This is a genomic window from Micromonospora sp. NBC_01739 (assembly GCF_035920385.1).
Taxonomy (GTDB): Bacteria; Actinomycetota; Actinomycetes; order Mycobacteriales; family Micromonosporaceae; genus Micromonospora.
This window is the reverse complement of record NZ_CP109151.1, coordinates 3,206,915-3,232,227: the sequence shown is the minus strand read 5'-3', so window position 1 is coordinate 3,232,227 and position 25,313 is coordinate 3,206,915. Positions and strand designations below refer to the sequence as shown.

Annotated in this window: 19 protein-coding genes; 10 read left to right on the top strand and 9 right to left on the bottom strand. The window is 70.8% G+C overall.

The window, feature by feature from the left end; translation table 11 throughout:
* Positions 1-297 precede the first annotated feature (297 nt).
* From OIE53_RS14285 to OIE53_RS14270, 4 genes are all read left to right on the top strand, one after another.
* A complete protein-coding gene (locus tag OIE53_RS14285) occupies positions 298-2,154 on the top strand; it encodes a stealth family protein (protein WP_327022044.1) in 1,857 nt (618 codons plus the stop codon).
* Positions 2,151-3,752 carry a stealth family protein gene (locus OIE53_RS14280; protein ID WP_327022043.1) on the top strand — a complete coding sequence of 534 codons (1,602 nt, stop codon included), beginning with the start codon at positions 2,151-2,153 and terminating at the stop codon, positions 3,750-3,752. The genes OIE53_RS14285 and OIE53_RS14280 overlap by 4 nt, the downstream gene beginning before the upstream one ends.
* Positions 3,749-5,947, top strand: a complete 2,199-nt coding sequence (locus OIE53_RS14275) for a glycosyltransferase family 4 protein (protein WP_327022042.1) — start codon at positions 3,749-3,751, stop codon at positions 5,945-5,947. The genes OIE53_RS14280 and OIE53_RS14275 overlap by 4 nt, the downstream gene beginning before the upstream one ends.
* A gap of 63 nt (positions 5,948-6,010) precedes the next feature.
* Positions 6,011-7,771: a stealth family protein gene (locus OIE53_RS14270; protein WP_327022041.1), complete on the top strand. Its 1,761-nt coding sequence runs from the start codon at positions 6,011-6,013 to the stop codon at positions 7,769-7,771.
* A 56-nt stretch (positions 7,772-7,827) separates the two neighbouring features.
* On the opposite strand, the gene OIE53_RS14265 is transcribed toward OIE53_RS14270, so the two are convergent.
* The 9 genes from OIE53_RS14265 to OIE53_RS14225 all read right to left on the bottom strand — a co-directional run bounded on the left by OIE53_RS14265 (position 7,828) and on the right by OIE53_RS14225 (position 18,448).
* Positions 7,828-8,514: a COG4315 family predicted lipoprotein gene (locus tag OIE53_RS14265; protein WP_393336994.1), complete on the bottom strand. Its 687-nt coding sequence runs from the start codon at positions 8,512-8,514 to the stop codon at positions 7,828-7,830.
* Positions 8,515-8,698: 184 nt separating this feature from the next.
* Positions 8,699-9,475 (bottom strand): zf-HC2 domain-containing protein, encoded by a 777-nt coding sequence (locus OIE53_RS14260; RefSeq protein ID WP_327022040.1) that lies wholly within the window; start codon positions 9,473-9,475, stop codon positions 8,699-8,701.
* Positions 9,472-10,164, bottom strand: a complete 693-nt coding sequence (locus tag OIE53_RS14255; protein WP_327022039.1) for a sigma-70 family RNA polymerase sigma factor — start codon at positions 10,162-10,164, stop codon at positions 9,472-9,474. The genes OIE53_RS14260 and OIE53_RS14255 overlap by 4 nt, the downstream gene beginning before the upstream one ends.
* An 83-nt stretch (positions 10,165-10,247) precedes the next feature.
* A complete protein-coding gene (locus OIE53_RS14250; protein ID WP_327022038.1) occupies positions 10,248-11,105 on the bottom strand; it encodes a spermidine synthase in 858 nt (285 codons plus the stop codon).
* Complete coding sequence (locus OIE53_RS14245) at positions 11,105-12,085, bottom strand: hypothetical protein (protein WP_327022037.1); 981 nt, start codon at positions 12,083-12,085, stop codon at positions 11,105-11,107. Before OIE53_RS14245 ends, OIE53_RS14250 begins: the two co-directional genes overlap by 1 nt.
* Positions 12,086-12,092: 7 nt before the next feature.
* Positions 12,093-14,567, bottom strand: a complete 2,475-nt coding sequence (locus OIE53_RS14240; RefSeq protein ID WP_327022036.1) for an SMC family ATPase — start codon at positions 14,565-14,567, stop codon at positions 12,093-12,095.
* Entirely contained in the window at positions 14,567-15,715 is a 1,149-nt protein-coding gene (locus OIE53_RS14235) for an exonuclease SbcCD subunit D (protein ID WP_327022035.1), read from the bottom strand. The genes OIE53_RS14240 and OIE53_RS14235 overlap by 1 nt, the downstream gene beginning before the upstream one ends.
* Before the next feature lie 70 nt (positions 15,716-15,785).
* Positions 15,786-17,537 carry an ATP-binding protein gene (locus tag OIE53_RS14230; RefSeq protein WP_327022034.1) on the bottom strand — a complete coding sequence of 584 codons (1,752 nt, stop codon included), beginning with the start codon at positions 17,535-17,537 and terminating at the stop codon, positions 15,786-15,788.
* A gap of 167 nt (positions 17,538-17,704) precedes the next feature.
* The gene (locus OIE53_RS14225) at positions 17,705-18,448 is read right to left on the bottom strand and encodes a pyrimidine reductase family protein (protein WP_327022033.1); all 744 of its coding nucleotides are present in this window, start codon (positions 18,446-18,448) and stop codon (positions 17,705-17,707) included.
* Between the two features lie 150 nt (positions 18,449-18,598).
* Here OIE53_RS14225 and OIE53_RS14220 point away from each other — a divergent pair, with 150 nt between their 5' ends.
* From OIE53_RS14220 to OIE53_RS14195, 6 genes are all read left to right on the top strand, one after another.
* Positions 18,599-19,162 (top strand): plasmid pRiA4b ORF-3 family protein, encoded by a 564-nt coding sequence (locus OIE53_RS14220; RefSeq protein ID WP_327022032.1) that lies wholly within the window; start codon positions 18,599-18,601, stop codon positions 19,160-19,162.
* Positions 19,163-19,431: 269 nt separating this feature from the next.
* The gene (locus OIE53_RS14215) at positions 19,432-20,724 is read left to right on the top strand and encodes an ABC transporter substrate-binding protein (protein ID WP_327022031.1); all 1,293 of its coding nucleotides are present in this window, start codon (positions 19,432-19,434) and stop codon (positions 20,722-20,724) included.
* A 114-nt stretch (positions 20,725-20,838) separates the two neighbouring features.
* Complete coding sequence (locus OIE53_RS14210; RefSeq protein WP_327022030.1) at positions 20,839-21,807, top strand: carbohydrate ABC transporter permease; 969 nt, start codon at positions 20,839-20,841, stop codon at positions 21,805-21,807.
* A 67-nt stretch (positions 21,808-21,874) separates the two neighbouring features.
* The gene (locus tag OIE53_RS14205) at positions 21,875-22,657 is read left to right on the top strand and encodes a carbohydrate ABC transporter permease (protein WP_327027198.1); all 783 of its coding nucleotides are present in this window, start codon (positions 21,875-21,877) and stop codon (positions 22,655-22,657) included.
* Entirely contained in the window at positions 22,654-24,087 is a 1,434-nt protein-coding gene (locus OIE53_RS14200) for a GH1 family beta-glucosidase (protein ID WP_327022029.1), read from the top strand. Before OIE53_RS14205 ends, OIE53_RS14200 begins: the two co-directional genes overlap by 4 nt.
* Positions 24,088-24,169: 82 nt before the next feature.
* The gene (locus tag OIE53_RS14195; RefSeq protein ID WP_327022028.1) at positions 24,170-25,216 is read left to right on the top strand and encodes a LacI family DNA-binding transcriptional regulator; all 1,047 of its coding nucleotides are present in this window, start codon (positions 24,170-24,172) and stop codon (positions 25,214-25,216) included.
* The last annotated feature ends 97 nt before the right edge of the window (positions 25,217-25,313 follow it).

The following is a 25,313-nucleotide window of genomic DNA, read 5'->3' as shown; positions in this document are numbered from 1 at the left end:
ACGATCAATATGGAAAGGTTTGATTCCTCACCTGTAAGTGAAGTGCGCTGTTAGGGTCCGACCAGCGCGGCATCCGCCCGGCCTGCATAGCAGCCGGTGCATGTCGGATGGCTGGCCACGAGGTCACCCCGATGAGGTCAGACCTGCCGCGGGTCACGGGGAATCTGCTCAGGAGGTGCCGGGATGGCTGCTGGAGCGATCGTTCGGTCGGGGTGTTTCAGAACCGTCGTCACGCCGTACGGGCGTCACCTTTGAGGTGGGGTGGCCCCAGGTGGCTGAACCGAGCGTGACGATCCGATGATCGCGCTGCGCGTCTACCGTCTCCTGCCGCCGGGCGTCCGGCGTCACCTGTTGCGGCTGCTCCCGGAGCAGCACCGGCTCGGCATCGTGCGTAGCCTCACCCGCCCCCGTGGCGGGGAGACCCGGCACCCGGTCGGTGCCCGGGTGCCGGTCACCGAGGACGGGGTCCGCGCCGAGGCCGAGGTCGTCGCCGCGGCGACCCCACTTCAGATGTGGCACCGCAACCTGACCGCGGTGACCTCCACCCTGGAGTCCGCCGGGATCGAATACCACTGTGTACGCCACGACGACTACCTGCGCAGCTCGGTGGCGGTCCTGGACGATCAGCGGGAGGCGGTGCGGCGGTTGGTCGACTCCGCACCGCTGCTGTCCGGGGCCCAGGTCCGGGTGGTCGAGGTACGGCCGGACCGGGACCAGCCGGACCGGGAGCCGACCGAGGTGATCCAGGTGTGGTTCCCGGTGACGGACGTGCGGGCGGGGGTGGTGCTCGGCGCGCAGTTCGCCTGCGAGATCGAGATGTGGACCCGGGTCGGCGACCTGGTACGGGCACCCCGGCACAACGCCGTGATCGACGAGGCTCCGGCCCAGGCGCAACCGGTGCGGGTGGCCGCCGCCCTGCTCAGCCACTTCGTGCCCGAGGCCGACGACCACACCTACGGCACCCGTCGCGACCTGGCCGTACGCGCACCGGACCGGGTCAGCTTCCCGATCGACGCGGTCTACACCTGGGTGGACGGCGCGGACCCGGAATGGCGGGAGCGCAAGCAGGCGGCGATGGGTACCCCGGACGCCGCCCTGCACGCGATCGCCGCCAACACCTCGCGCTACCACAACCGCGACGAACTGCGGTACTCCATGCGCTCGCTGCACAGCTTCGCCCCCTGGCTGAGGAAGATCTTCGTGGTCACGGACAGCCAGTTGCCGAGCTGGCTGGACCCCGACCATCCGATGGTCACGGTCGTGTCGCACGCGGACCTCTTCGCCGACCTGGACGGCCTGTCCTCGTTCAACTCGCACGCCATCGAGTCCCGGCTGCACCGCATCGAGGGCCTGGCGGAGCACTTCCTCTACCTCAACGACGACGTCTTCCTGGGTCGGCCCCTGTTGCCCACCCACTTCTTCCACGCCAACGGGATCGCCAAGTTCTTCCCCTCTCCGGCGCAGTTCGGGCTCGGCGAGGCCACCCCCGGTGACCTCCCGGTGAACGCCGCCGGGAAGAACAACCGGCGGCACATCCAGCGCCACTTCGGTGTGACCATCACGCAGAAGATGAAGCACACCCCCTTCGCCCTGCGGCGCAGCATCATGCAGCAGATCGAGGCGACCTTGCCGGCGGAGGTGACCGCCACGGCCCGGCACCGGTTCCGCGACCACCGGGATCTGTCGATCCCGTCCTCCCTGCACCAGTACTGGGCCTACCTGACCGCCCAGGCCGTCCCCGGGGAGATCGAGTACGAGTACGCCGACCTCGGCCACCCGGCGACGCCCGCCCGGCTGGCCGAACTGCTGGCCCACCGCGACCGTGACGTGTTCTGCCTGAACGACACCGACTCCGACCCCCGGACCTTCCAGGAGCAGGAACGGATGCTCGCCGATGTCCTGCCCCGCTATCTGCCCTTCCCCGCACCCTTCGAGCTGCCGGAGGAGGAGGTGGCCCGGCGCCGGGAGTTGGGCGCCAGTGCCCTGTGGTGGCAGTCCGCAGGTGTCGATCGGTACGCCGGGCAGGTGGACGCCCAGACCACCCCCTCGCTTCCGACGGCCCGCCAGGTGGACGCGGCCACCCTCCCGGCCCTGCGGGTCGGCCCCCGGTCGGACGCCCCCACCCTGCCCTCGACCCCCAGGGAATCACCGTGAACCTGACCTCCCCACCCCGGACGACCGACACGGTGCCCCCGGGGGGTGTCGATGTTCGTGAGGTGTTGGTGGACGGGCGTCGTCGGCGCGCTCATGTCCACCCCGACCTGACCCCCCTGCTCGCCCGCCGGCTAAATGTCGCCGCGGTGACCGGGGCCCTGGACGCGCACGGCGTGGACCATTTCCTGGTACGCGGGATGGACGACCGCACCCCGGTGATCGGGGTCAGCCAGCAGGATCGGACGGCCGTCCTGGGTGCCCTGGAGAAGCTCGGGGCCACCGCCGGCTGCTACCTCAGTCAGGTGCTGCCGAAGCCACCGGTCACCGCGGTGATGCACGATGCCGAGGACCCGGCGGTCTGGGCCGACCTGCACACCGTCGAGGCGTTCAAGCTGACCTGGTTCCGGGTGGACCCGACGATGAAGCTGGTCCTCGGCCCGGTGTACGGATGCGAGATCGAGTTCTGGCAGCCGGACCGGGGGGCCGAGGTGCTGCGTGCCCCCAGGCGCAACCGGATGATGCCGGCGGTCTCGATGGCGGGGGTGCCGGTGCGGGTCGGCGAGCACCGCTTCACCCGCCTGGCGGCCGCGCGCGGCAGCGGCCCGGGTCTGCGTACCCGGCCGGAGTTCGACCACTCGCTGCCGGACGACATCGAGTTCCCGATCGATGTGGTCTACACCTGGGTGGACGGCGCGGATCCGGACTGGCAACGCCGGCGGGCCGAGATCAAGGGGGAGGCCTTTCACGCCGAGGCCGCCAGCGAGTCGCGCTACATCAACCGGGACGAGCTGAAGTACTCGCTGCGCTCACTGCACCTCAACGCGCCCTGGGTCCGCAACATCTACATCGTGACCGACCGGCAGCGCCCCGCCTGGCTCGATCTGAGCCCGGGGAACATCTTCGTGGTCGACCACCAGGACATCTTCGCCGACCGAGCGGCCCTGCCGACCTTCAACTCGGTGGCCATCGAGACCCAGCTGCACAACATCGACGGCCTGGCCGAGCACTTCCTCTACCTCAATGACGACATGTTCTTCGGCCGGCCGCTGGCCCCGCAGACCTTCTTCCTGGCCAACGGCAACACCAAGTTCTTCCTGTCCCAGAACCGGGTCCCGGTCGGTCCGATCACCAACCTGGACACCCCGATCGACGCCATGATCAAGAACAATCGGCGGCTCATCGAGCAACGGTTCGGCCGGACCCTGACCCAGGGCAGCCAGCATGTGCCCTACCCGCTGCGGCGCAGCATCCTGGCCGAGATCCAGCGGGAGTTTCCGCAGGAACACGCCCGCACCGCGCACAGCCGGTTCCGCAGCGCCACCGACATCATCATCACCTACTCCCTGTACCACTACTACGCCTTCCTGACGGGTAGGGCCCTGCCCGGCCAGGTGAACTACGGGTACGTGCAGTTGGCGGTGCCGGATCTCGTCGCCCGACTCAAGCGGGCCGAGGCCCGGCGGGACTGGGACACCTTCTGCATCAACGACGCCTTCTCCACCTACGCCCAACTCCAGCAGCAGATGGCCGTCCTGGAGCCCTTCCTTCAGGCGTACTTCCCGGTGCCCAGCCCCTACGAGGCGGCGGACCAGCGGTGAAGTTCTCCTTCCTGGTGCACAACTTCTACGGGGTGGGCGGCACCAACCGAGCGGTGCTCAACCTGGCCACCGGCCTGGTCGAGGACGGCCACACCGTCGAGATCGCCTCGGTCTTCCGGCGAGTCGACCGGATGATGTTCGACGGCGACGACCGGATCACCGTGGTGCCGCTGGTCGACATCAGGCCACGGCGGCCGGACCGCTCCGACCCCCAACTGCGGGAACCCTCCACGGTGATCCCGACCCAGGAGGAGTTCCACCAGCAGTACAGCCGGCTGACCGACGAGCGGATGGTCCGCTACCTCAGGCACACCGACGCCGACGTGGTCGTGGGCACCCGACCGGGGCTCAACCTCGTCATCGCCAGGTACGCCCCGGAGCATGTGGTGCGGGTGGCCCAGGAACACATGACCCAGGACCTGATCCACGAGGCGGTCAAGGCCGACATCAGCCGGTACTACTCGCGCATCGACCTCGCGTACACCGTGTCCCAGGCGGACGCCGAGGCCTTCCGCACCGGCAACCCCGTCCCGTTCACCCAGGTCAAGGCCCTGGCCAACAGCGTGCCGGCCAGCTCGATTCCGCCGGCGGACGGGCGGAGCCGGATCGTCGTGGCGGCGGGCCGCCTGGAACCGCTCAAGCGGTACGACCAACTGGTCCTGGCCTTCGCCCAGGCGGTCCGGGACTGCCCGGGTTGGACCCTGCGGATCTACGGGGACGGCGACCAGCGGCCGGGGCTGGCCCGGCTCATCCGTGAGCTGGGCCTGTACGGCCAGGTCCTGCTGATGGGGCGGCGCGAGGACATGGCCGCGGAGTGGGTCAAGGGCGCCATCGCCGCGGTCTCCTCGCAGCGGGAGTCCTTCGGCATGACGATCGTCGAGGCCATGCGACTGGGCCTGCCGGTGGTCAGCAGCGACTGCCCGGTCGGCCCCCGCGAGATCATCACTCACGGCGAGGACGGCCTGCTGGTACCCACGGACGACTTCGGGGCGTACGCCGATGCGCTGCGGGTTCTGATGCACAACGACGAGCTGCGCATCCGGATGGGCCGGATGGCGGTGACCCACTCCGCCCGCTTCGATCCGGTGCACCTGGCCGCCCAGTTCGCCCGGGACTGCGCCCAGGTGCTAGCGGTCCGCCGCAGCCAGGTGCCCCGCCCCCGGCGGGTGGGACGCCGACCCCTGCCGACGGAGCCGACCCGCCGGGAGGCCGGGCTGGCCCGCGCCCTGGCCGATCCGGTGCTGCGGGGGATCGCCGGCAACGAACTGGCCCGACGGGCGAGCATGGGCGCTCTGGTGCGACTGACCCGGATACCCCGGGCCCGCAGCACCAGCACCCGGCTGCAATCCGCGATCAGACGCCGGATCTCGGAGACCCAGGAGGCACCGGTGGCGGACTGCCTGGTGTTGCCGGATCTGGGCCTGCGGGTGTCGGTGGACGGGACCACCGGGGCCGGCGAGGCGTGCGTGGTGCTGAGCAACCGGGACACCCGGGAGGTGCTCCGTACCCCTCTCGTGCCCTCCCCGGACGGCACGCGGGCGGAGGTCGCCCTCGACGCCGGGACCCTGTCCGAGGGCCGCTGGAACCTCTTCCTGACCGAGGGGAACAAGGGTCGGCGTCGGTTGCGTCCCCAGCGGGTGGACTGCCGGGTGCTGTCCGGTGCCGCCGGTCCGCTGGGGGACCGGGCGGGCCTGTCGGCGCAGGTGCCGTACCAGACGGCGGACGGTTTCCTGGCGATCCGTAGCTGGGTGCGGGCCCGCCACGCCGAGGTACGCCGGATCGCGGTCGACGGCACGGCTGTAGCGGTCACCTTCACCTGGCACGGACCGGGGGTACCGGATCAGGCGGTGCTGCGCCGACGGGGGGATGTCCCGGAGTCGTTGAGCCTGCCGGTCGGGCCGGCCAGGCAGGGGCAGCTGAGCATGGTGGTGCCGTTGACCCCCCTGACCGACCTGCGGTTGGGCCGGTACGAGGACTGGGACGTCTATCTGCGGTGCGGCCCGGACGAGGTGCGGATGGGCCGGTTCGCCGACGACGTGGTCGACAAGAAGCGCGCGTACAGCTATCCGGAGATCGACCTGACCCAGCTGATCCCATTGGACCTGGTCGAGGAGGACCCGGCGCCGAGGTTGCGGGTCCGCCCCTACTACACCAACGACAGTGAACTCTCCTTCACGATCATCGATCGCCCCTAGCGCCCCCAGGATGCGCCCCCAGATCGCGCTCCCGGAGCGCCCGCACAGAGGAGCAAGGTAGCCGTGACCGAGCCGGGGCGAGCCGAGATCCCCAGAGCTGTCGCCGAACCCTCCGGGTTCGTGGAGGTCTATCGGCGGGTGCTCAGCCCGCAGACCCGGCGGGCCATCGCCAAGAAGGTGAGTCCGCGCGCCCGGCACCAACTGAAGCAGTGGGTGGCCCGGGCCGCCGAGGACACCCGGTCGGCGGGTCGTCGAGCCGAGCGGCTGGCCCGCCAACAGCCGGAACTGCTCTCCGGCGGTGACCGGGCGGCCGTCACCGCCGACCGGGCGCCCCGGATCGCCCTGGTGGCCGCCGACCTGACCCCCCTGCTGGCCCGGACCGAGAACCTGGCGGCGGTGACCGTGGCCCTGACGGAGGCCGGTGTCGACTTCTTCCGGGTCCGGGGCGGCTCCGAGAGGTCCTCCGTGGTCGGGGTGGACATCGCCGACCGGGACCGGGTGTACGCCGCCCTCGCGGGGGCCTGCACGCGTACTCCCGGCTATGTCACCCAGGTCGGCTCCGGCGGCGAGCAACCGCCGGCCCCGGGATTCGAGCCCAGGGTGTGGAAGCGCCTGGCAGCGGCCGAGGTGCTCCGGCTGACCTGGTACCGGACGGATCCCCGACACCGGATGGTGCTGGGGCAGCAGTACGGGTGCGAGGTGGAGTTCTGGACCCGCCGGGGAAACACCCTGGTGGCCCCCCGCCCCAATCCGGTGGCCGAGCAGGTAGACCCGGCGGAGCCGCCGGTCGTCGCCTCCGAGGCGCTGTTCACCAGGCTGCTGCCCCCGACCACCACGGCGACCGCCCGGACCAGGTCGCCGTTCGCCGGGCGACGTCCGGAGGATGTCACCTTCCCGATCGATGTGGTCTACACCTGGGTCGACGGCACCGACCCCGACTGGCTGCGGCGGCGGGCGGCGGCGACCGGGGTGCCGTACCACAGTGAGGCGGCCAACCCGGCCCGGTTCCTCAGCCGGGACGAGCTGCGCTACTCACTGCGTTCCCTGCACCTGTACGCGCCCTGGGTGCGCCAGGTTTACCTGGTCACCGACGATCAGGTGCCGCCCTGGTTGGACCGGTCCGCGCCCGGCCTGCGGGTGGTAGGCCATCGGGAGATCTTCGCCGACCCGGAAGTGCTGCCCACCTACAACTCGCACGCCATCGAGAGCCAACTGCACCACATCGAGGGGCTGGCGGAACACTTCCTCTACTTCAACGACGACGTGTTCCTCGGCAGCGAGGTGCTGCCCTCGGACTTCTTCCTGGCCAACGGCATCTCCCGGTACTTCCCCTCGCCGGCCCTGGTGCCGCCGGGCACGGCGACCGCCGAGGACATCCCCTCGTCGGCGGCCGGAAAGAACAACCGGGCCCTGATCGCCGAGCGGTTCGGGACCGTGCTGACCCAGAAGATGAAGCACATGCCCCACGCCCTGCGGCGCAGTGTGCTGTACGAGATCGAGGAGGCCTTCCCCGCTGCCCACCGGCAGACGGCCGGGAGTCGTTTCCGCAGCATGACGGACATCTCGATCGCCTCGTCGCTGCATCACTACTACGCCTTCCACACCGGGCGGGCCGTGCCGGGGAACCTGCGGTACACCATCGCGGAGCTGTCCGATCCGGGCACCCCGGGACGGCTGGCGCACCTGCTGGCCCGGCGGGACCGGCATGTCTTCTGCCTGAACGACGCCTTCTCCACCGAGGAGGATCTGGCCGCTCAACTGGCGGTCGTCACGCCCTTCCTGGACACCTACCTCCCGGTCCCCAGCCCCTGGGAGCGGGCCTGACGGACGACGATGGCCGACCGCAGTTGCTGCGGCCGGCCATCGGAGGAACCTCAGGGTCAGTAGTCGTAGTCCGAGTCGGAGCCGCCCGACTTGGTCTTCGACGGCGGCTCTACCGCCTTCGGGGTGCCCTTGGGCAGGCACTCCAGGTTCTTGCTGCCGTCCGGGTTGACCACGAACCAGGTGCCGCCGACCCCCTGGCCCTTCCACTGGCCCGGCTTCTTGTCACCGATGTAGGTGTAGAGGGGCCAACCGTCCAGGGTGATCTGACGGGTGCCGTCGGGGCGGGTGATGGTGCCGACCGCGTCGTCGGAGACCCCCTTGAGCTTCGGGTTGCCGTCGGTCAGTGCCGGGGGCCACACCTCGGCGCACTGGTCCTCGCAGTTGGTCGTCGGCGGGTCGTTGCTGTCCCGGTCGAAGCGGTACAGCAGGAACCCGTCCTGGTTGACGACCGCGCTGCCCATCCGGGGGAACTTCTTGCCGGTCAGACTCTCGGTCAGTTCGACACCCTCGGGCAGCGGGGCATCGTTCTCGTTCTCCGCACCCGGCGAGGCCGAGGTGCCCGGTTCGGGACTGGCCCCGGGGTCCGCGCTGATCTCCGGCTCCGGGGTCGCCGAGGAGTCGGCCGCAGCGACGGCGACCGGTTCCGCCGCGCCGGGGTCCGCTCCGTTGTAGCCCGCGGGCGCGCAGGCCGTCAGTGCGACCATGGCGCTCGCGACAACGACGGTCCGCTTCATCTTCGCCACGTGCCCTCCTCATACTTGACAAGTCACCGGGAAGTACGGGAAACAGTGCTGTCAAGGTTGAAAGCAGAACGGTGGCTCATTTCACAGCCCATCGATTGAACCGGAATCGACGGCTGTCCGTGCAGGGGTGGACGCGCGAAGGCCCGCCTCGATCGAGGCGGGCCTTCGCACGATCTCCGGGCGCTCAGCCAGCGGGCACCGTGACCAGGGTCTTGCCCACTCCCTTGCCGTCGACCTCCTGCACCTGGAAGTGCTTGACCTCGTCCAATGTGGAGGAGGTGGCGGCGGACAGGGTCAGCGGTTGGGGATTGCTGTTGGTGCCGTAGCCGCCCTGCGGGACCGACCAGCTGGAGATGACCTCGGTGCTGGCGTCCCGGCGTACCACCACCAGACGGCACTCCCGGGGACCGGGCAGCCGACCCAGGGTGAAGGCGATGTTGGTGCCGAAATCCTTCGAGGCGAGGAAGAAGGTGGCCGTGACCCCCGTGGTCGGGTCGGTGGCGTCCACCTGCTTGCCCTCCTGCTCGTTACCCCCGACTCCCGGGCCACCGGGGTTGCCCGGGCGGTTGTTCGGCACCTCCACCGGCCCGGAGGTCGGACCGGCGACCGGGGGTGCGGCACCACTGTCGGCCAGATTGCTGAACACCACCCCGGTGATCCCACCGAGGACCACCACGGCCGCGGCGGTCGCGAGAATCTGCCGGAACCGTGCCTTGCGCCGGTGCGCCCGCATCGCCACCAGGGTCCGATCCAGCAGGACCGGATTGGTGTGGGTCTGCTCCAGCGCCGTCACCGACTCCGCGTCGATGTCGGAGAGCAGCCCGACCACCGGCACCATCGACTCCAACTCGGCGGCGCACGCCCAGCAGGTTGCGAGGTGTTCCTCGAACCGTTCCATGTCCTGTTCGTCCAGCACGCCGAGCGCGTACGCGGCGACGTCCATGTGGTCAACTCGGCTCATTCCGTCACCCCCCTCTCCTGCAAGGCTGTGCGCAGGGCGCGCAGCGCGTAGTAGACCCGTGACTTGGCGGTGCCCAGGGGCAGACCGAGTTCCTCGGCCGCCTCTGGCACCGTACGCCCCCGGAAGTAGGTCGCCACCAGGATCTCCCGGTGCGATTGACTCAACGTGCGTAGTGCGTCGGCCACTGTCATCGAACGCAGCACCCGGTCGGTGTTGTCCGACTCGGCGAACGCGGTCAGGTCCCGGTCGTACGTCTCGGCCGGGCGGGCCTGTTCACTGCGGTGTTCGTCGATGGCGATGCGGCGGGCCACCGTAACCAACCAGGGACGCAACGAACCCTGCCCCTGGGTGCCCAGCCGGTGGGCGTTACGCCAGGCCCGCAGCAGTGTCTCCTGCACGATGTCCTCGGCCCGCTGCCGGTCACCACCGGTCAGTCGCATCACGAACATCAGCAGCGGACCGGCGTGCTCGGCGTACAGGGTGCGGATCAACTGGTCGGAGTGGGCGGCCTCGGTGGTCGTCGCCTGATGGCGGCCAGGGGCGGGGCGCGGCGTCACCGGGCTATTCTGGCGAGACCCCGCACGCGAGTCGACCCCGTTGGTGGTCGTGGTCGGCCGGGACTGGGACCGGGCAGACATCCAGTCCACCCGCACCCGTTCGCCGTGCCAACCGGCCGCCAGTGCGTGCATGCAGACCTCCGGTTGTCCATGGACAGAAGCCGTCCCCCCACGGGCATGGCTGCCGATTGATACGCACGGCCGGGCCGCACAGATCAACGTCGGACGGAAAAAATTCCCGCCGGGGGTGGGGTGGAGTCCGTGGCCTGCTCGTCGTGGACCACCGGGGCGCCCCCGACGAAGCGGTCGAGGTCGGTGCCGGCCAGTACCCGGCCGGGAAACCAGTCACCGGCGGCCCGGCGGGTCAACTCCGGTACCGGGGGCTCCTGAGCACCGGCGACCAGCACCAGGTTGCCGTAGCGGCGGCCCCGCAGCACCCCGGCGTCCGCGACCAGACAGGCCCGAGGCAACACGGTACGCACCGTGGCGACCTGCCCCCGGGCGTAGCGCAGGGGTGGGCCGTCGGCGAGATTGGCCAGGTACCAGCCGCCCGGCCGGAGTACCCGGGCCACCTCGGCGGCGTACTCCACAGAGGTCAGTCGGGCCGGGGTGCGGGCACCGGCGAACACGTCGGCGACCACCACGTCGTAGCTGCCCTCCCGGGTGCCGACCAACGCCGCCCGGGCATCGGCGACCCGCACCTTCAGGCGGGCGTCCGGCCGCCAGGGCAGGGCCCGGCGGACCAGGTCGACCAGGGCACCGTCCACCTCGACCACCCGCTGGGTGGAGCCGGGTCGGGTGGCGGCGACATAGCGGGGCAGGGTCAACGCCCCGCCGCCCAGGTGCAGCACCCGCAGGGGGGTGCCGGTCGGTGCGATCAGATCCAGTGCGGCGGCCAGCCGCCGGACGTACTCGAACTCCAGGTGGGTCGGATCGTCGAGGTCCACATGCGACTGTGGGGCCCCGTCCAGCGACAGGGTCCACGAGCCGGGGCGGTCCGGATCGGGGGTCAGCTCGGCCAACCCGGTGTCGACCTGTTCGGTGCGCCGGTCGGTGTCGCGGCGGCGGCCCATCAGCGCAGGCCGGTCGAACCGGTGGCGGCGGAGTTGGTCCGCGCGGCGGCGTTCAGGGCGCGGTGCAGCAGCCGGGCGTCACCCAATCGGGACCGCAGCAGCCGCTCCAGGCCGGCGATCGGCACCAGGTTCTGCGGGGCCCGGGGATCCTTGTAGGGGGTGGAGGCGAACCGGGGCAGGGTCACCAGCGACAGATCCGCCAGCCGTACCGCCTCGTCGATCTCCAGTTCGGCGGAGCATTCCATCCGGACGATGCCGGCCCAGGGGGCCCCGGGGGCCACCGGCAGCCGCAGATACCACGACCAGCCACCCCAGGCGGTGCCGAGGCGGAACACCGGCGACCGGTGGCCCGGTGCCAGCCCGGTGACCACGGCGGTGAGCCGGGCGTCGAGATACTGGCTGTGCTGGGTCTTGATGTACCCCAGGGTGCGCGGCAACTGCCGCCGGTTGCGCAGCGGCCCGTCCACCACCAGCAGATCCTCATCCGTACGGGCGGCGTCGGAGACCTCCACCTCCAGGGCGGTCAGCGGCCCCTGCACGGCCGCCGGCAGCTTGGCCAACTCGCCGGTGCCGCTGACCCGGTGCACCGGGTAGCGGACGTTGCCGGCCACCACCTCGGCCGCCGAAGGGCTGGCCGTGAACAGCCCCCGGCCGACCTTCGCACCGGCCAACTGCGCCGCCCCACGCTCAAGGTCGCAGCGCACCACCCCGGCGGCGTACGAGGCGGCCAGGCCGGGGTACGAGGTGCCGTCCTCCTCGGCCGTCCAGACGCTGGCGTCGATCCGGCGTACCCCGTCGACCAGCAGCACCACATGAGGGGCTTGCACCCCCGGGCGGGGGCCGATGGCCCGCCAGTCCACCGCGGGCAGTTCGGCGTCGGCGTCGACCTGGGCGCTGCTCGGCGCGGCCGGGCCACCTCCGGAGGCCTCGAAGGAGGCCCCGTAGGCCGGATCCCAGGCGTCGACGAAGAACCGGGTCATAGTCGTCTCACCGGCCGGTCCGTTCGACCCGGGCCGAGCGGGCGTCCTTGCGTACCTCGAAACGCACCGGGATCCGCTCGGCCAGCGCCGGTACGTGGGTGACCACCCCGACCATCCGGTCCCCCCGGGCGGCCAGGTTCTCCAGAGTGGCGGCGACCGTGTCCAGGGTGGCCGCGTCCAGGGTGCCGAAACCCTCGTCCAGCACGATCGACTCCAGGCTGGCCGCGGTGGTGGACATCCCGGCCAACTGTTCGGACAGGGCCAGCGCCAACGCCAGGGAAGCCTGGAAGGTCTCCCCGCCGGACAGGGTCCGCACCCCCCGCCGCAGGCCGGCATCGTGATGATCGACGACGAAGAACTCGCCCTTGTCGTGGACCAGGTCGTACTGGCCGCCGGAAAGCTCCCGAAGGATCCGGGAGGCGCCGTCGACCAGCAGGTCCAGGGCCTCGGCCAGCAGCCACCGTTCGAAGTTGTTGGCCCGCAGGTGCCCGGCCAGCGCCCGGGCCACCTGGGCCTCCCGCTCGTGCTCGGCCCGCTGCTCGCGTAGCTGCGCCGCCTGCTCGCGGCGCTCCACCAGCCGGCGCAGCTCGGCCTCGGCCCGCTCCACCGCCACGGTCGCGGCGCGGACCGGATCCTCCGGAGCGGGCAGCCCCGCCTCGGCGAAGATGCCCTCGATGCGCTCCGTCGCCGCCCGGGTGGCCGTCTCGGCGTCGGCGACCGATGCGGCCAGGCCCTCCCGCTGCGAGCGGCGGTCCCGGGCCTGCTGCCGCGCCCACTCCGACAGGGCGGTCCAGGCGGCGGCCAGGTCCTCCCGGTCGACCCCCGGGGGGCCGAAACGGGCCAACCCGTCGCGGGTGCCGTCGAAGTGCCGCCAGGCCGTACGCAGCCGCTCCTGGGCCGCCTCCAGGGTGCCCCGGGCCCGGCGGGCGGCGTCCCGACCGGCCCGTACCGCGGTGGCCGCCTCGTCGAGGGAGGCCCGCAGCCGGGTGTGTTCGGCCAGCTGCTCCCGCAGGGTCTGCGGGCTGGCCGCGTCGGCCAGGCGTTCGTCCAACGTGGACAGCCGGGCCCGTACCCCGTCGTGTTCGGCGCGGGCCCGCACCAGGACCCGGTCCAGTTCCCGGGCCGCCGTGTCGCGTTCGGCCACCAGCCGCTTGGCGGCCTCGCTGGCCGTCCGGGCGGCCTTGCCGGCGGCCACCGCCCGGGCCACCGCCGACCCGGCCGGCATCGCCGGCACCCGGGCCACCACCTGCTCGCACACCGGGCAGGGGTCCCCGTCGCTCAGGTGCGCCCGCAGCGCCGCCGCCTGGTCGGCGGTCTTCGCCTCCTCGTGGGCCTGGAAGGCCGCCGCCAGCTCCGCCTCGGCCCGTTCGGCCTGCGTACCGGCCTGGGCCAGCGCCGTCACGGCCGCCTCGTGCCGCGCGGCGGCCTGCTCCACCGCCACCCGCAGCGCCTCGGCCTGCCCGGCCAACTGCTCCCGATCGGCGTAGGCCCCCAGCAGCAGCCGCAGGGTGCTCTCGTCGCCCAGGGCGGTCAGCTCGCCGCGCAGCTTCTCCTCACGCTCCTCGGCCAGCGAGACCTCGTCCACCGCGGCATCCGCCGCCGCCCGGGCGGCGGACACCGCCCGGGTCAGCTCGGCGGTGACCTCCGGGGCCCGGACCGCCTCCAGCAGGGCCAGGTCGGCGTCCAGGGCGGCCAGGGCCCGGGCCACCTCCCGGGCCGTGGCCCGCGCCCGCTCCAACTCCGGTACGGCCTCGGTCACCGCCTCGGCCAGCTCGGTCATCCGCTCGACCTGCGCGGTGGCCTGTTCCAGGGTGGCCTCGTCGGTGTCGGCCAGCCCGGCTAGCAACTGGTCAAGGGCCTCCAGCTTCGCCTCGGCCTGCCCGGCCCGACCGGTGGCCAGCTTCTGCACCTCCTCGTACACCCCCAGGCCCAGCAGGTTGACCAGGATCTGCTGCCGGGTGGCCGGTCGGGCGTGCAGGAAGTCGGCGAACTGCCCCTGCGGCAGCACCACGCAACTGGTGAACTGCTCGTACGGCAGGCCGACCGCCGCCAGCACGGCGGACTCCATCTCGGCCGGGGTGCCGGCGACCACCTCGCCGAGATCCTCCGGGCTCAGCCCGGTGTCCAGCTTGGTGACGTCGAAGCCGTCCGGCATCAACTGCAACCCGGCATTGGCGGTCTTGACATTGCCCCGGCCGTCGCGACGCACCACCCGGGTAGCCACGTAACGGGCCCCGGCCGACTCGAAGACCAGCCGCACCCGGGCCTCCGTGGCCGAGGGGGCCAGCGCGTTACCCAGCCCCCGGGTGCCGCCCCAGCGGGGCACCGTGCCGTAGAGGGCGAAGCAGATCGCGTCGAGCACTGTCGACTTGCCGGAGCCGGTGGGACCGACCAGGGCGAAGAAGTCCGCGTCCGTGAAATCGATCGTGGTCTCGTCCCGGAACACCGTGAACCCGGCCAGGTCCAGCCGCATCGGCCGCATCAGTGCTCCACCTGTTCGAGGAGTTCGTCGAAGAGGTCCCGGACCCCCTCGTCGGCGTGCCCCCGACTGTCCAGGTAGTCCGCGAACAGTTGGCGGGGGGTACGCCCGGCGCGCTGGGCGACCCGGGCGCCGCTGCCGGGCGCCGCCAGCAGCTCCGGGTCGATGCGGATCTCCAGGGCGCGGGGGAACAACTCCTGCACCTCCTCGCGCAGCCCGGCGCGGGGCTGCTCGCGTACGTACACCCGCAGCCAACCCTCCGGTGGGGTGATCCCGGCCAGCTGCTCCAGCGTGCCGCGTACGGTGTGCAGGGCGGTCGCCGCCGTCACCGGCACCTCCCGCACCTGCGCCGCCGTGGTCGCGCTGACCTCTACCAGGGTCACCGAGGGGACGTTCTCCTGCTCGCCGAAGTCCACCGCCAGCGGGGCACCGCTGTAGCGGATCGGGCAGGGCCCGGAGACCCGCTGGGCCCGGTGCAGGTGCCCCAGCGCCACATAGTGGGCGGTGCCCGGGAAGACCGTGGCCGGTACGGCGTACCCCATGACGGTGTGCGCATCCCGTTCACCGCCGCCGGTGGCCGCCCCGACCACGGTCAGGTGGGCGGTGACCAGGTGGACCCGGTCCGGCTCGGTGAACCCCTCGGTCAACCGGGCCAGGATGCGGCCCAGGTGGTCGGCGTAGGTCTGGATGGTCTCCGCGGCGGTCAACTCGTACATCTCCACCGCCCGGATCGCGTACCGCTGGGACAGGAACGGCAGGGCGGCCAACCGCCAGCGTTCCCCACCGGGGGTGGTGCCGTCGATGACGTGCTCGGCCGGGTCCTCGCGTACCGCCCCCCGCAGGGTGATGCCGGCGGCCTCGGCCCACGGGCGCAGGGCGTCCAGGGCGGCGCCGTTGTCGTGGTTGCCGCCGATGGCCACCACGTCCGCGCCGGTGCGCCGCAAGGCGGTCAAGGCCCGGGTGACCAGCCGGGTGGCCTCCGCCGTCGGGGCGGCCGTGTCGTACAGGTCACCGGCGATGACGACCAGATCCGGTCGCTCCTGCCGGGCGATGTCGATGACCCCGGCCAGCACCTGTTTGTGCTCCTCGGCCCGCGACTGCCCCTTGAGGACCTTGCCCACGTGCCAGTCCGAGGTGTGCAGGATCTTCACTGAGCCAACCTTTCGCTCGCGACTGCGGGGCTCCGCTTCGCTGCACTCCTCGCGCTCACTGGCTGCCCTCTCAGAAGGGGATGTCGTCGTCGGCGCCGCCGCCGGAGCCCACGACCGCGAAGGGGTCGGCGGACTGGGTCAGCGAGCGCAGGGTGTGCGAGGGCGCGGTGCCCGCCTCGGAGACCCGGGTCGCCCAGGCCGGGAAGGGGAACTCCAGGCAGAGCGGGACCGGGATGTCGGGCTGGTTGACGAACATCGTGCCCGGCTTGGCCAGCAACGCCCGCTGCCGCTGGGCCGGGGGGAGGAAGCCGTACTCGGGGCGGGAGGCCTCGGCCGGGTCCAGCCGACCCACCACCCGGATCGCCGAGTTGGTGACGATGCGTCGTTCCACCTCGCTGGCGGTCTGCTGGGCCCCGATCAGGATCACCCCGAGGGACCGGCCCCGCTCGGCGATGTCGAGCAGCACCTCCTTGATCGGGGAGGAGCCCTCCCGGGGGGCGTACTTGTTCAACTCGTCCAGCACCACGAACAACAGGGGCTTGGCGGTGCCGGCCTTCTCCTTGCGCTCGAACTCGCTCTTGAGGGTCACCCCCACCACGAACCGCTGCGCGCGGTCCGGCAGGTTGTGCAGGTCGACCACGGTGACCTGGGCACTCTCCGCGGTGTTGATCGAATGCGGGCGGCGGGTGGCCAGGTCCCCCCGGATCAGCCGGGACAGGTCCTTCTTGCTGCCGATCAGCCGTCGGGCGAAGGCGTTCACCGTGCCCAGGCCGACCGCGCTGCCCGCCCAGTCGCCACGGGTCTCGTCGTCACTGAGCTGCTCGACGATGTGGTCCACCAGGTCGCCGTAGCTGCCCAGGCGCACCCCGTCGATGCTCACCCCGCCGTCGGCCGGCTGGGCGTACCGGGCCAGGTGGGCGGCGACCGAGTGGACCACCATGGTGTACTGCTGGCGTTCGTCGTCGGCGTCGGCGAAGACGTACGGCAGGAGCCGGTCGGCGCAGAACTCCGACAGGGTCCAGTAGAAGCTGTCCACCCCGGTCAGCCGACTGCTCACATCCGGGGTGCCGGAGGAGTCACCGACCCGGGGCGGGGCGTAGACCCGTACATCACCGAAGGCGTCGGCGACCAGGCCCAGTCGGGCGTACGCGGCCCGGGTGGAGTCGTCCAGCCGGGCGTTCGGGTGATCCAGGAAGAGCAGATCCTCGCCCTTGACGTTGAAGATCAGTGCCTTGGCGTTGACCGCGTCACCACCGAGCTGCCCGGAGCGGAACACCGAGTAGAGCAGGAAGGTGGCGAAACTGGTCTTGGTGGCCACCCCGGAGATGCCGGAGATCGACACGTGGGCGCCCCGGGTGCCGTCCAGGAAGTCGGCGTTGAGGTAGACCGGCACCCCGTCCCGGCCGGTGCCCATCGGGATGCGGCGTTCCATCCGGTCGAAGTGCAGCGCCCGCGCCCGGGCGTCCCCCTCGGCCCGGTGCACCACCGCCCCGGGCTGCGGCGGCACGTAGAACTCCGGATCGACCCGGGTGGTGGTGATCTCGGCGGCCTCCTGCACCTGGGCGGGCAGGGTGCCCTCGGCGATGGCGAACACGTCGGAGTCGAACTGGGCCCCCTCGTGTCGCGCCCGGACCTGGGTGACCACCCCGGCGATGGTCACCGGCTCCCGGTCGGGCAGCTCCCGGCGGGTCACCACCACGTCGTCCAGTTGCAGGTAGCTGCCGGGGGCGACGGCCGTCCAGAACTGAAGGGGAGTGGCGTCGGCGGTGCCCAGCACCCGCCCGACCCCCTCGCCCATGACCTCGAACCCCTGGTCAGTCATCGGGCGGCCCCTCCTCGGCGGTCATCGCGGTCGGCGTACACGCCCTGCATCCTGCCGGAGGAGTACGACAGGTCGCCACGCGACGCGGCGGAGGCCACGCCGGGACCCCCGGGGTGACCGCACAGCGCTACCGCATCCTCACCGGGGGTTGCGCGGGGTGTGTCCGGTCAGCGGGCGTGGCGCAGCAGCAGGGTGCCGTCCCCGGCGAGCAGCACATGGCGTAGCGGCAGCTGTCGGGCCGGACTGGGCGGACCGGCGGTGATCCGGCCGGCGCCGGCGCCGGCGAGCAGCGGAGCCACCGACAGGCAGACCTCGTCGACCAGGTCGGCGGCGGTCAGCGCGCCGAACAGCTGCGGGCCACCCTCGCAGAGCACCTGGCGCAGGCCCCGTCGCCGCAGTTCGGCCAGGCCGAGGGTCAGGTCGACCCGGTCGGTGCCGCAGTGCACCAGATCGGCGACCGCGGCCAGTCGCGGCGCCGCCGGTGCGCCGTCGCGGGTGAGCACCACCGGGCGTACCGGGGCGTCGGCGAAGGCCGCCTGGGCCGGGTCTAGGTCGAGGCTGCCGGAGACCACCACCAGGGTGGGATACTCGGCCAGTCCGTGCGCTAGCCGCCAGGCCCGGCGCCGCTCGTCCAGCCGGATCGCCCGGTAACCCTCGTGGCGCAGGGTGCCGGCGGCGACCAGCAGCCCGTCGCAGAGCATCCGCAGCAGCCCGAAGACCCGCTTGTCCGGTGTGCCGGACAACCCGGCGGAGTAACCGTCGAGGCTGACCGCACCATCGACACTCGTCACGAAGTTCATCCGCACCCGCGGGCCCTCGGCCCGGGGATAGCGGGCGATCAGCGCCTCGTCGTCCAGCGGGCCGGGGGAGGGGGCCGGCCAGAGGGCGCGGATGGCTGCCTCGGCGGTCATTCGCCGGCCGGACCGGTGACGACAGGGGTGGGTCGAGGGGTACGGTGCTGGCAGTCGCACCAGTTCCGGCCCGGGCAGTCGTCGTGCCGCCGCGACCGGCACGCTCGGCAGATCATGCTCGCAGCCTATGCCGTGGAAGGACGGGACAGCATGCCGCGTCAGATCTTCCAGCTGAGGATCTCCCTGTCCGGGGTCCGTCCCACCATCTGGCGTCGGGTGCTGGTGCCGGGCGGCTACACCCTGGACCGACTGCACCGGGTGGTGCAGCACGCGATGGGTTGGCGCGACTGCCACCTGCACTCCTTCGACATCGAGGGCGTGCAGTACGCGGAGCCCGACCCCGAGGGTGATCTGCTCCTGGAGGAGGAGATGACCCCGCACGACGAGTTGGACGTGCGCCTGGACGCGGTGGCGGGCAAGGGCAGCCGGTTGCACTACACGTACGACTTCGGCGACTGGTGGGAGCACGACCTGCTGGTGGAGGACGTCTTCACCGCCGAGGCCGACGAGCGCTACCCGAGGTGTGTCGACGGGGAGCGGGCGGCGCCGCCGGAGAACATCGGTGGCCCGCAGGGTTACCTGCTGCTGCTCGCCGCGCTCGCCGATCCGGGGCACCCGGAGCACCCCGGGATGCGCGAGTGGGTCGGCGACGGCTACGACCCGGGGGCCTTCGACCCCGACCGGGTGACCACCCTGTTGCGGCGATTCTGCTGATCATCGATATTCTGCGGGGCTGATCGCAGGATTTCCCGACGGGTGCGAAGCGGGATCAAACCGGTTCTGTGGTAACGATCTGGGAACGCTCCCAACGGCCTATTGACACTCCTGATACGTCCCGGCAATCTCATGGGAGCGTTCCCAAGGGGCGTAGATCACATTTTCACCGCCCGGGGCGTCGACGCTCGGCTCACCAGCCGGCGGCCGGCAGACGCTGCGGCACCCCCCACCACATAACCAGCCTCACCATCGAAAGAGGGGTCAGGATGAACCTCACCAAACGGAGTACCCGCCTGGCGGCGGCCACCTTCGCGGCGGTCATCGCCGTCGGTGGCCTCGCGGCCTGCGGTAACGACGACGACGACAACACTTCGGCAGAGGGCGGCAAGCCCGCCAAGCTGGTCGTCGACACCTTCGGCGAGATGGGCTACGACGAGCTCGTCAAGCAGTACGAGCAGCAGACCGGCATCAAGATCGAGCTGCGCAAGACCGCGCAGCTGCGGGACTACCGTCCCAAGCTGGTCCGTTACCTCGCCACCGGCAAGGGTGCGGCCGACGTGACCGCCCTGGAAGAGGGCATCCTCAACGAGTTCAAGGCCAACTCGCGCAACTGGGTGGACCTGACCACGCTGGTCGACGACCACTCCAAGGAATACCTGCCCTGGAAGTGGGAGCTGGGCAAGGCGGCGGACGGGCGGCTGATCGGCCTGCCCACCGACGTCGGCAGCCTAGCGGTCTGCTACCGCAAGGACCTGTTCCAGGCGGCCGGTCTGCCCACCGAGCGGGACCAGGTCTCGGCCCTGTGGCCGGACTGGAGCGGCTTCCACAAGGCCGGCCAGACCTACAAGCAGGCCACCGGCAAGGGCTTCATCGACTCGATCACCGCGGTCTCCAACGGCGTGCTGTTCCAGCAGGGCAGTGACCTGTTCTACGACAAGGAGAACAACGTCATCGCCAAGGACAGCCCCGCGGTGAAGGCTGCCTGGGACACGGCGACCTCGATGGTGGACATCTCCGCCAAGGCGGAGACCTGGTCGCCGGCGTGGAACGCCGGCTTCAAGCAGGGCACCTTCGCGGCGACCTTCTGCCCGTCCTGGATGCTCGGCATCGTCGAGGAGAACTCCGGCGAGGGCAACAAGGGCAAGTGGGACGTGGCTTCCGTGCCGGGTGGCGGCGGTAACTGGGGCGGCTCCTGGCTGGCCGTGCCGGAGCAGAGCAAGCACCAGAAGGAAGCGGCCAAGCTCGCCGAGTTCCTGACCAACGCCAGTGGCCAGATCGCGGCCTTCAAGGCGGCCGGCCCGCTGCCGACCAACCTCGAGGCGCTGAAGAACGAGGAGTTCCTCAGCTACACCAACGAGTACTTCAGCGGCGCGCCGACCGGCAAGATCTTCGGCGAGAGCGTGTCCAAGATCGAGCCGGTCCACCTGGGCCCGAAGCACCAGGCGGTCAAGGAGAACGCGTTCGAGCCGGCCATGCGGGCCTTCGAGAACGGGCGGGCCAGCAAGGACGAGGCCTGGGCGCAGTTCGTCAAGGACGCGGAAACTCAGGGCGCCTTCTGAGTGTGATTCCCATCCGGTGGCGTTCGGGGGGATTTCCCGAACGCCACCGGTCGGTCACCCCTTGCGCGTGGCACCGCGTGCGGGCCCCGGGGCGTCGCCCGGAAAGGAAACCCCATGAGTCTGTCGGCCACGACGGCCCCGCCGTCCTCAGCACCACCACCCCCCAACGCCGAGCAGCGGCGCCGGCGTGGGCATCTGCTCAACCGTCTGGATCTCAAGTACTCCCCGTACCTCTACATCGCACCGTTCTTCCTGATCTTCGGCATCTTCGGGTTGTACCCGATGGTGCGTACCGCCTGGATGTCCCTGCACGACTGGGACATGATCGGCGACAACACCTTCATCGGGTTCGACAACTACACCCGGCTGATCTCCGACGGGTACTTCTGGAACGCGCTGGTCAACACCTTCGGCATCTTCGCGCTGTCGACCATCCCGCAGCTGCTGCTGGCGCTCTTCCTGGCCAACCTGCTCAACCGCACCCTGCTGCGGGCCAAGACCTTCTTCCGGATGGCCATCTTCATCCCGAACGTGGTCTCGGTGGCCGCGGTGGCGATCGTCTTCGGCATGCTGTACCAGCGCGACTTCGGTCTGTTCAACTGGCTGCTCAGCTTCTTCGGGGTCGAGGCCATCGACTGGAACGGTGAGAAGTGGAGCTCCTGGACGGCGCTCGCCACCATGGTCAACTGGCGGTGGACCGGGTACAACACTCTGATCCTGCTCGCCGGCATGCAGGCCATCCCGAAGGACCTCTACGAGGCGGCCGCGATCGACGGCGCTGGTCAGTGGCGGCAGTTCTGGCAGATCACCCTGCCCATGCTCAAGCCCACCTTCATCTTCGTGGTGATCCTCTCCACGATCGGTGGCATGCAGCTGTTCACCGAGCCGCTGCTCTTCGCCAACGGCAACATCATCGGTGGTGACCAGCGGCAGTTCCAGACCCTGGCCATGTACATGTACGAGATGGGCATCGTGAACCTGAACACCGCCGGCTACGGAGCCGCGGTCGCCTGGGCGATCTTCATGATCATCGTGCTGGTGTCGCTGATCAACTTCGTACTCGTCCGCCGTACGGCGAAGTGAGGAGAGACCAGTGAAATCGGCTTCCCGCCTGTGGCGTACCAGCCCGCTGACCTACCTGGCGCTCGTCATGGCGGCCCTGCTCTCCATCTACCCGTTCTACTACATGATCGTGATCGGCACCCGCAGCCTGGACGCGATCAACGACGTGCCGCCACCGTTCACCCCGGCGGGCTCGTTCGGCGACAACTTCGGCCGGGTGCTCGACAACGACGCGGCCAACTTCGTCACCGGTCTGATCAACTCGATCATCGTCTCCGCGGTGGTCACCGTGTCGGTGGTGCTCACCGGCTCGCTGGCCGGCTTCGCCTTCGCGAAGCTGCGCTTCCGGGGCCGCAACATCCTGCTGCTGTCGATCATCGTCACCATGATGATCCCCACCCAGATGGGCATCATCCCGCTCTGGGGCATGATGCAGTCGTTCGGGTGGTACGACAGCCTGCTCGCGGTCACCGTGCCGTTCCTGGTCAGCGCCTTCGGCGTGTTCATGATGCGGCAGTACGCCAGCCAGGCGATCTCGGACGAGCTGATCGAGGCCGGCCGGGTCGACGGGGCGAGCACCTTCCGGATCTACTGGAACATCGTGCTGCCCGCCCTGCGTCCGGCCGCCGCCGTGCTCGGCCTGTTGACCTTCATGGAAACCTGGAACTCGTTCCTCTGGCCGTACGCGATCCTCAGCCCGGAGAACCCCACCCTCCAGGTGTCGCTCTCCTTCCTCTCGTACGCCTACTACACGGACTACTCCCAGGTCTTCGCCGCCACGGCGGTCGGCACCCTGCCACTGGTCCTGGTCTTCATCGTGTTCGGCCGCCAGATCATCGGCGGGATCATGGAAGGTGCAGTCAAGTCGTGAGCAACCCCGCCACCCCACCCTCAGTCGGCGTCCTAGACGAACGTGCGCCGCTGACCTTCCCGCCGGGCTTCCTCTGGGGAGCGGCCACCGCCGCGTACCAGATCGAGGGGGCCGCGGCGGAGGGTGGGCGTACCCCGTCGATCTGGGACACCTTCAGCCACACCGAGGGACGCACGGTCGCCGGGCACACCGGTGACGTGGCCTGCGACCACTACCACCGGGTCCGTGACGACGTCCGGCTGATGGCCGAGCTGGGGCTCAAGTCGTACCGGTTCTCGGTCTCCTGGCCCCGGGTGCAGCCCGGCGGGTCCGGTCCGGTCAACGCCGAAGGGCTGGACTTCTACCAGCGGCTGGTCGACGACCTGCTGGCCAACGGGATCGAGCCCTGGCTCACCCTCTACCACTGGGACCTGCCCCAGGAGTTGGAGGACGCCGGGGGCTGGCCGGCCCGCGACACCGCCGGCCGGTTCGCCGAGTACGCGCAGTTGATGGCGGACGCCCTGGGTGACCGGGTGAAGTACTGGACCACCCTGAACGAGCCCTGGTGCTCGGCCTTCCTCGGCTACGGCTCCGGGGTGCACGCCCCGGGCCGTACCGATCCGGCGGCGGCCGTCCACGCCGGGCATCACCTGATGCTCGGGCACGGGCTGGCCGTGCAGGCGTTGCGGGCGGCACTGCCCACGGCGCAGCTAGGGGTGACGGTCAACCTCTACCCGGTCACCCCGGCCAGCGAGGCACCCGGCGACGTCGACGCCGCGCGCCGCATCGACGGGTTGGCCAACCGGTTCTTCCTCGACCCGATGCTGCGTGGCCAGTACCCCGACGACCTGGTCGCCGACCTGGCCAAGGTGACCGACTTCGGGCACGTCCGCGACGGGGACCTGGCCGTCATCTCCGCTCCGATGGACCTGGTCGGGGTGAACTACTACAGCCGGCACGTGGTCGCCGCACCGCTGCCCGGCGAGGAGCCCGAGAAGTACTGGCGGGCGCCGACCAACTGGCCGGGCAGCGAGGATGTCCGGTTCGTCACCCGGGGCGTACCGGTCACCGACATGGACTGGGAGATCGACGCCCCCGGCTTGGTGGAGACCCTGCGCCGGGTGCATGAGGAGTACACCGACCTTCCGCTGTACGTGACGGAGAACGGTTCCGCCTTCGTCGACACCGTGGTGGACGGCCAGGTCGACGACGCCGAGCGCCTGGCGTACTTCGACGGTCACCTGCGCGCCGCCCACGAGGCGATCACCGCCGGTGTCCCCCTGCAGGGATACTTCGCCTGGTCGCTGTTGGATAATTTCGAGTGGGCCTGGGGCTACACCAAGCGGTTCGGCATGATCTACGTCGATTACGACAGTCAGACCCGCATCCCCAAGTCCAGCGCCAGGTGGTACGCAGAGGTGATCCGACGCAACGGTCTGGCCGCACAATAAGGCGACGGCCAGCCAGTAACAGGCGGCCCGGCACCGACGCTTCACCAGGTGCCGGTGCCGCCTGACGTCGGAGGAGCAGACGATGACAACGCAGCGCACCCGGTCGCTCGGGCGCCCGACCCTGGACGCGGTCGCGGCCCGTGCGGGGGTTGGCCGTGGGACTGTCTCCCGCGTGGTCAACGGTTCTCCCCAGGTGAGCCCGGAGGCCCGCGCGGCCGTGCAACAGGCCATCGCCGAACTGGGGTACGTGCCGAACCGAGCCGCCCGGGCGCTGGTCACCCAACGGACCGACTCGGTGGCCCTGGTGGTCAGCGAGTCCGGTGAGCGGATCTTCGCCGAGCCGTTCTTCGCCGGCATCGTGCGCGGGATCAGCTCGGCGCTGCTGGAGACCCCCTTACAGCTCTGGCTGGCCATGGCGCAGTCCCCGCTGGAGCGGGAGCGGGTAGAGCACCACCTGACCAACCAGCATGTCGACGGCGTACTGCTGCTGTCGCTGCACGACGACGACCCCCTGCCCACCCTGCTGGAGGAGCGGGGCCTGCCGACCGTGCTCGGTGGCCGCCCGGCGCGGATGCTGCACCCGGAGGCCCAACCCGCCTCGTTCGTGGACGTGGACAACGTCGGCGGGGCACGCCAAGCTGTGGAATATCTGGCCGGTCGCGGCCGGCGGCGCATCGCCACCATCGCCGGCCCTCAGGACATGGGCGCCGGCCTGGCCCGCCTCTCCGGCTACCGGGACGCGGTACGCACCGCCGGGTTCGGCATCAACCCCGACCTGATCGCGTACGGCGACTTCAGCGAGGAGAGCGGTGCGACCGCCATGCGGCAACTGCTGGACCGCTGCCCGGATCTGGACGCGGTCTTCGTAGCGGCCGACCTGATGGCCTTCGGGGCGATGCGTACCCTGCGCGACGCCGGCCGCCGGGTACCACAGGACGTGGCCGTGATCGGCTTCGACGACGCACCGATCGCCCGGCAGGCCGTACCCCCGCTGACCTCGGTCTTCCAGCCGGTCGAGGAGATGGGCCGACAGATGGCCCGGCTGCTGGTGGCCCGCATCCGCGGCGACGAGATCCCCGCCCCGCACATCGTGCTCCAGACCCAACTGGTCGAGCGCGCCTCCGCCTGACCAGCGGGCGGACCTCGGGGCGATCGACCCGCCTGACCAGCGCCCAGCCTGCCCGAAGCGCGCGGTCGGCTTCGCTGCCCCCCTGCGGGTGATCGAC

Coding starts and splice junctions, on each gene's coding strand:
- OIE53_RS14225 (WP_327022033.1), bottom strand. CDS start 18,448: ATGACCGCCGAGGCAGCCATCCGCGCCCTCTGGCCGGCCCCCTCCCCC.
- OIE53_RS14230 (WP_327022034.1), bottom strand. CDS start 17,537: ATGACTGACCAGGGGTTCGAGGTCATGGGCGAGGGGGTCGGGCGGGTG.
- OIE53_RS14210 (WP_327022030.1), top strand. CDS start 20,839: ATGAGTCTGTCGGCCACGACGGCCCCGCCGTCCTCAGCACCACCACCC.
- OIE53_RS14215 (WP_327022031.1), top strand. CDS start 19,432: ATGAACCTCACCAAACGGAGTACCCGCCTGGCGGCGGCCACCTTCGCG.
- OIE53_RS14285 (WP_327022044.1), top strand. CDS start 298: ATGATCGCGCTGCGCGTCTACCGTCTCCTGCCGCCGGGCGTCCGGCGT.
- OIE53_RS14240 (WP_327022036.1), bottom strand. CDS start 14,567: ATGCGGCCGATGCGGCTGGACCTGGCCGGGTTCACGGTGTTCCGGGAC.
- OIE53_RS14205 (WP_327027198.1), top strand. CDS start 21,875: ATGGCGGCCCTGCTCTCCATCTACCCGTTCTACTACATGATCGTGATC.
- OIE53_RS14250 (WP_327022038.1), bottom strand. CDS start 11,105: ATGGGCCGCCGCCGCGACACCGACCGGCGCACCGAACAGGTCGACACC.
- OIE53_RS14255 (WP_327022039.1), bottom strand. CDS start 10,164: ATGCACGCACTGGCGGCCGGTTGGCACGGCGAACGGGTGCGGGTGGAC.
- OIE53_RS14260 (WP_327022040.1), bottom strand. CDS start 9,475: ATGAGCCGAGTTGACCACATGGACGTCGCCGCGTACGCGCTCGGCGTG.
- OIE53_RS14245 (WP_327022037.1), bottom strand. CDS start 12,085: ATGACCCGGTTCTTCGTCGACGCCTGGGATCCGGCCTACGGGGCCTCC.
- OIE53_RS14220 (WP_327022032.1), top strand. CDS start 18,599: ATGCCGCGTCAGATCTTCCAGCTGAGGATCTCCCTGTCCGGGGTCCGT.
- OIE53_RS14195 (WP_327022028.1), top strand. CDS start 24,170: ATGACAACGCAGCGCACCCGGTCGCTCGGGCGCCCGACCCTGGACGCG.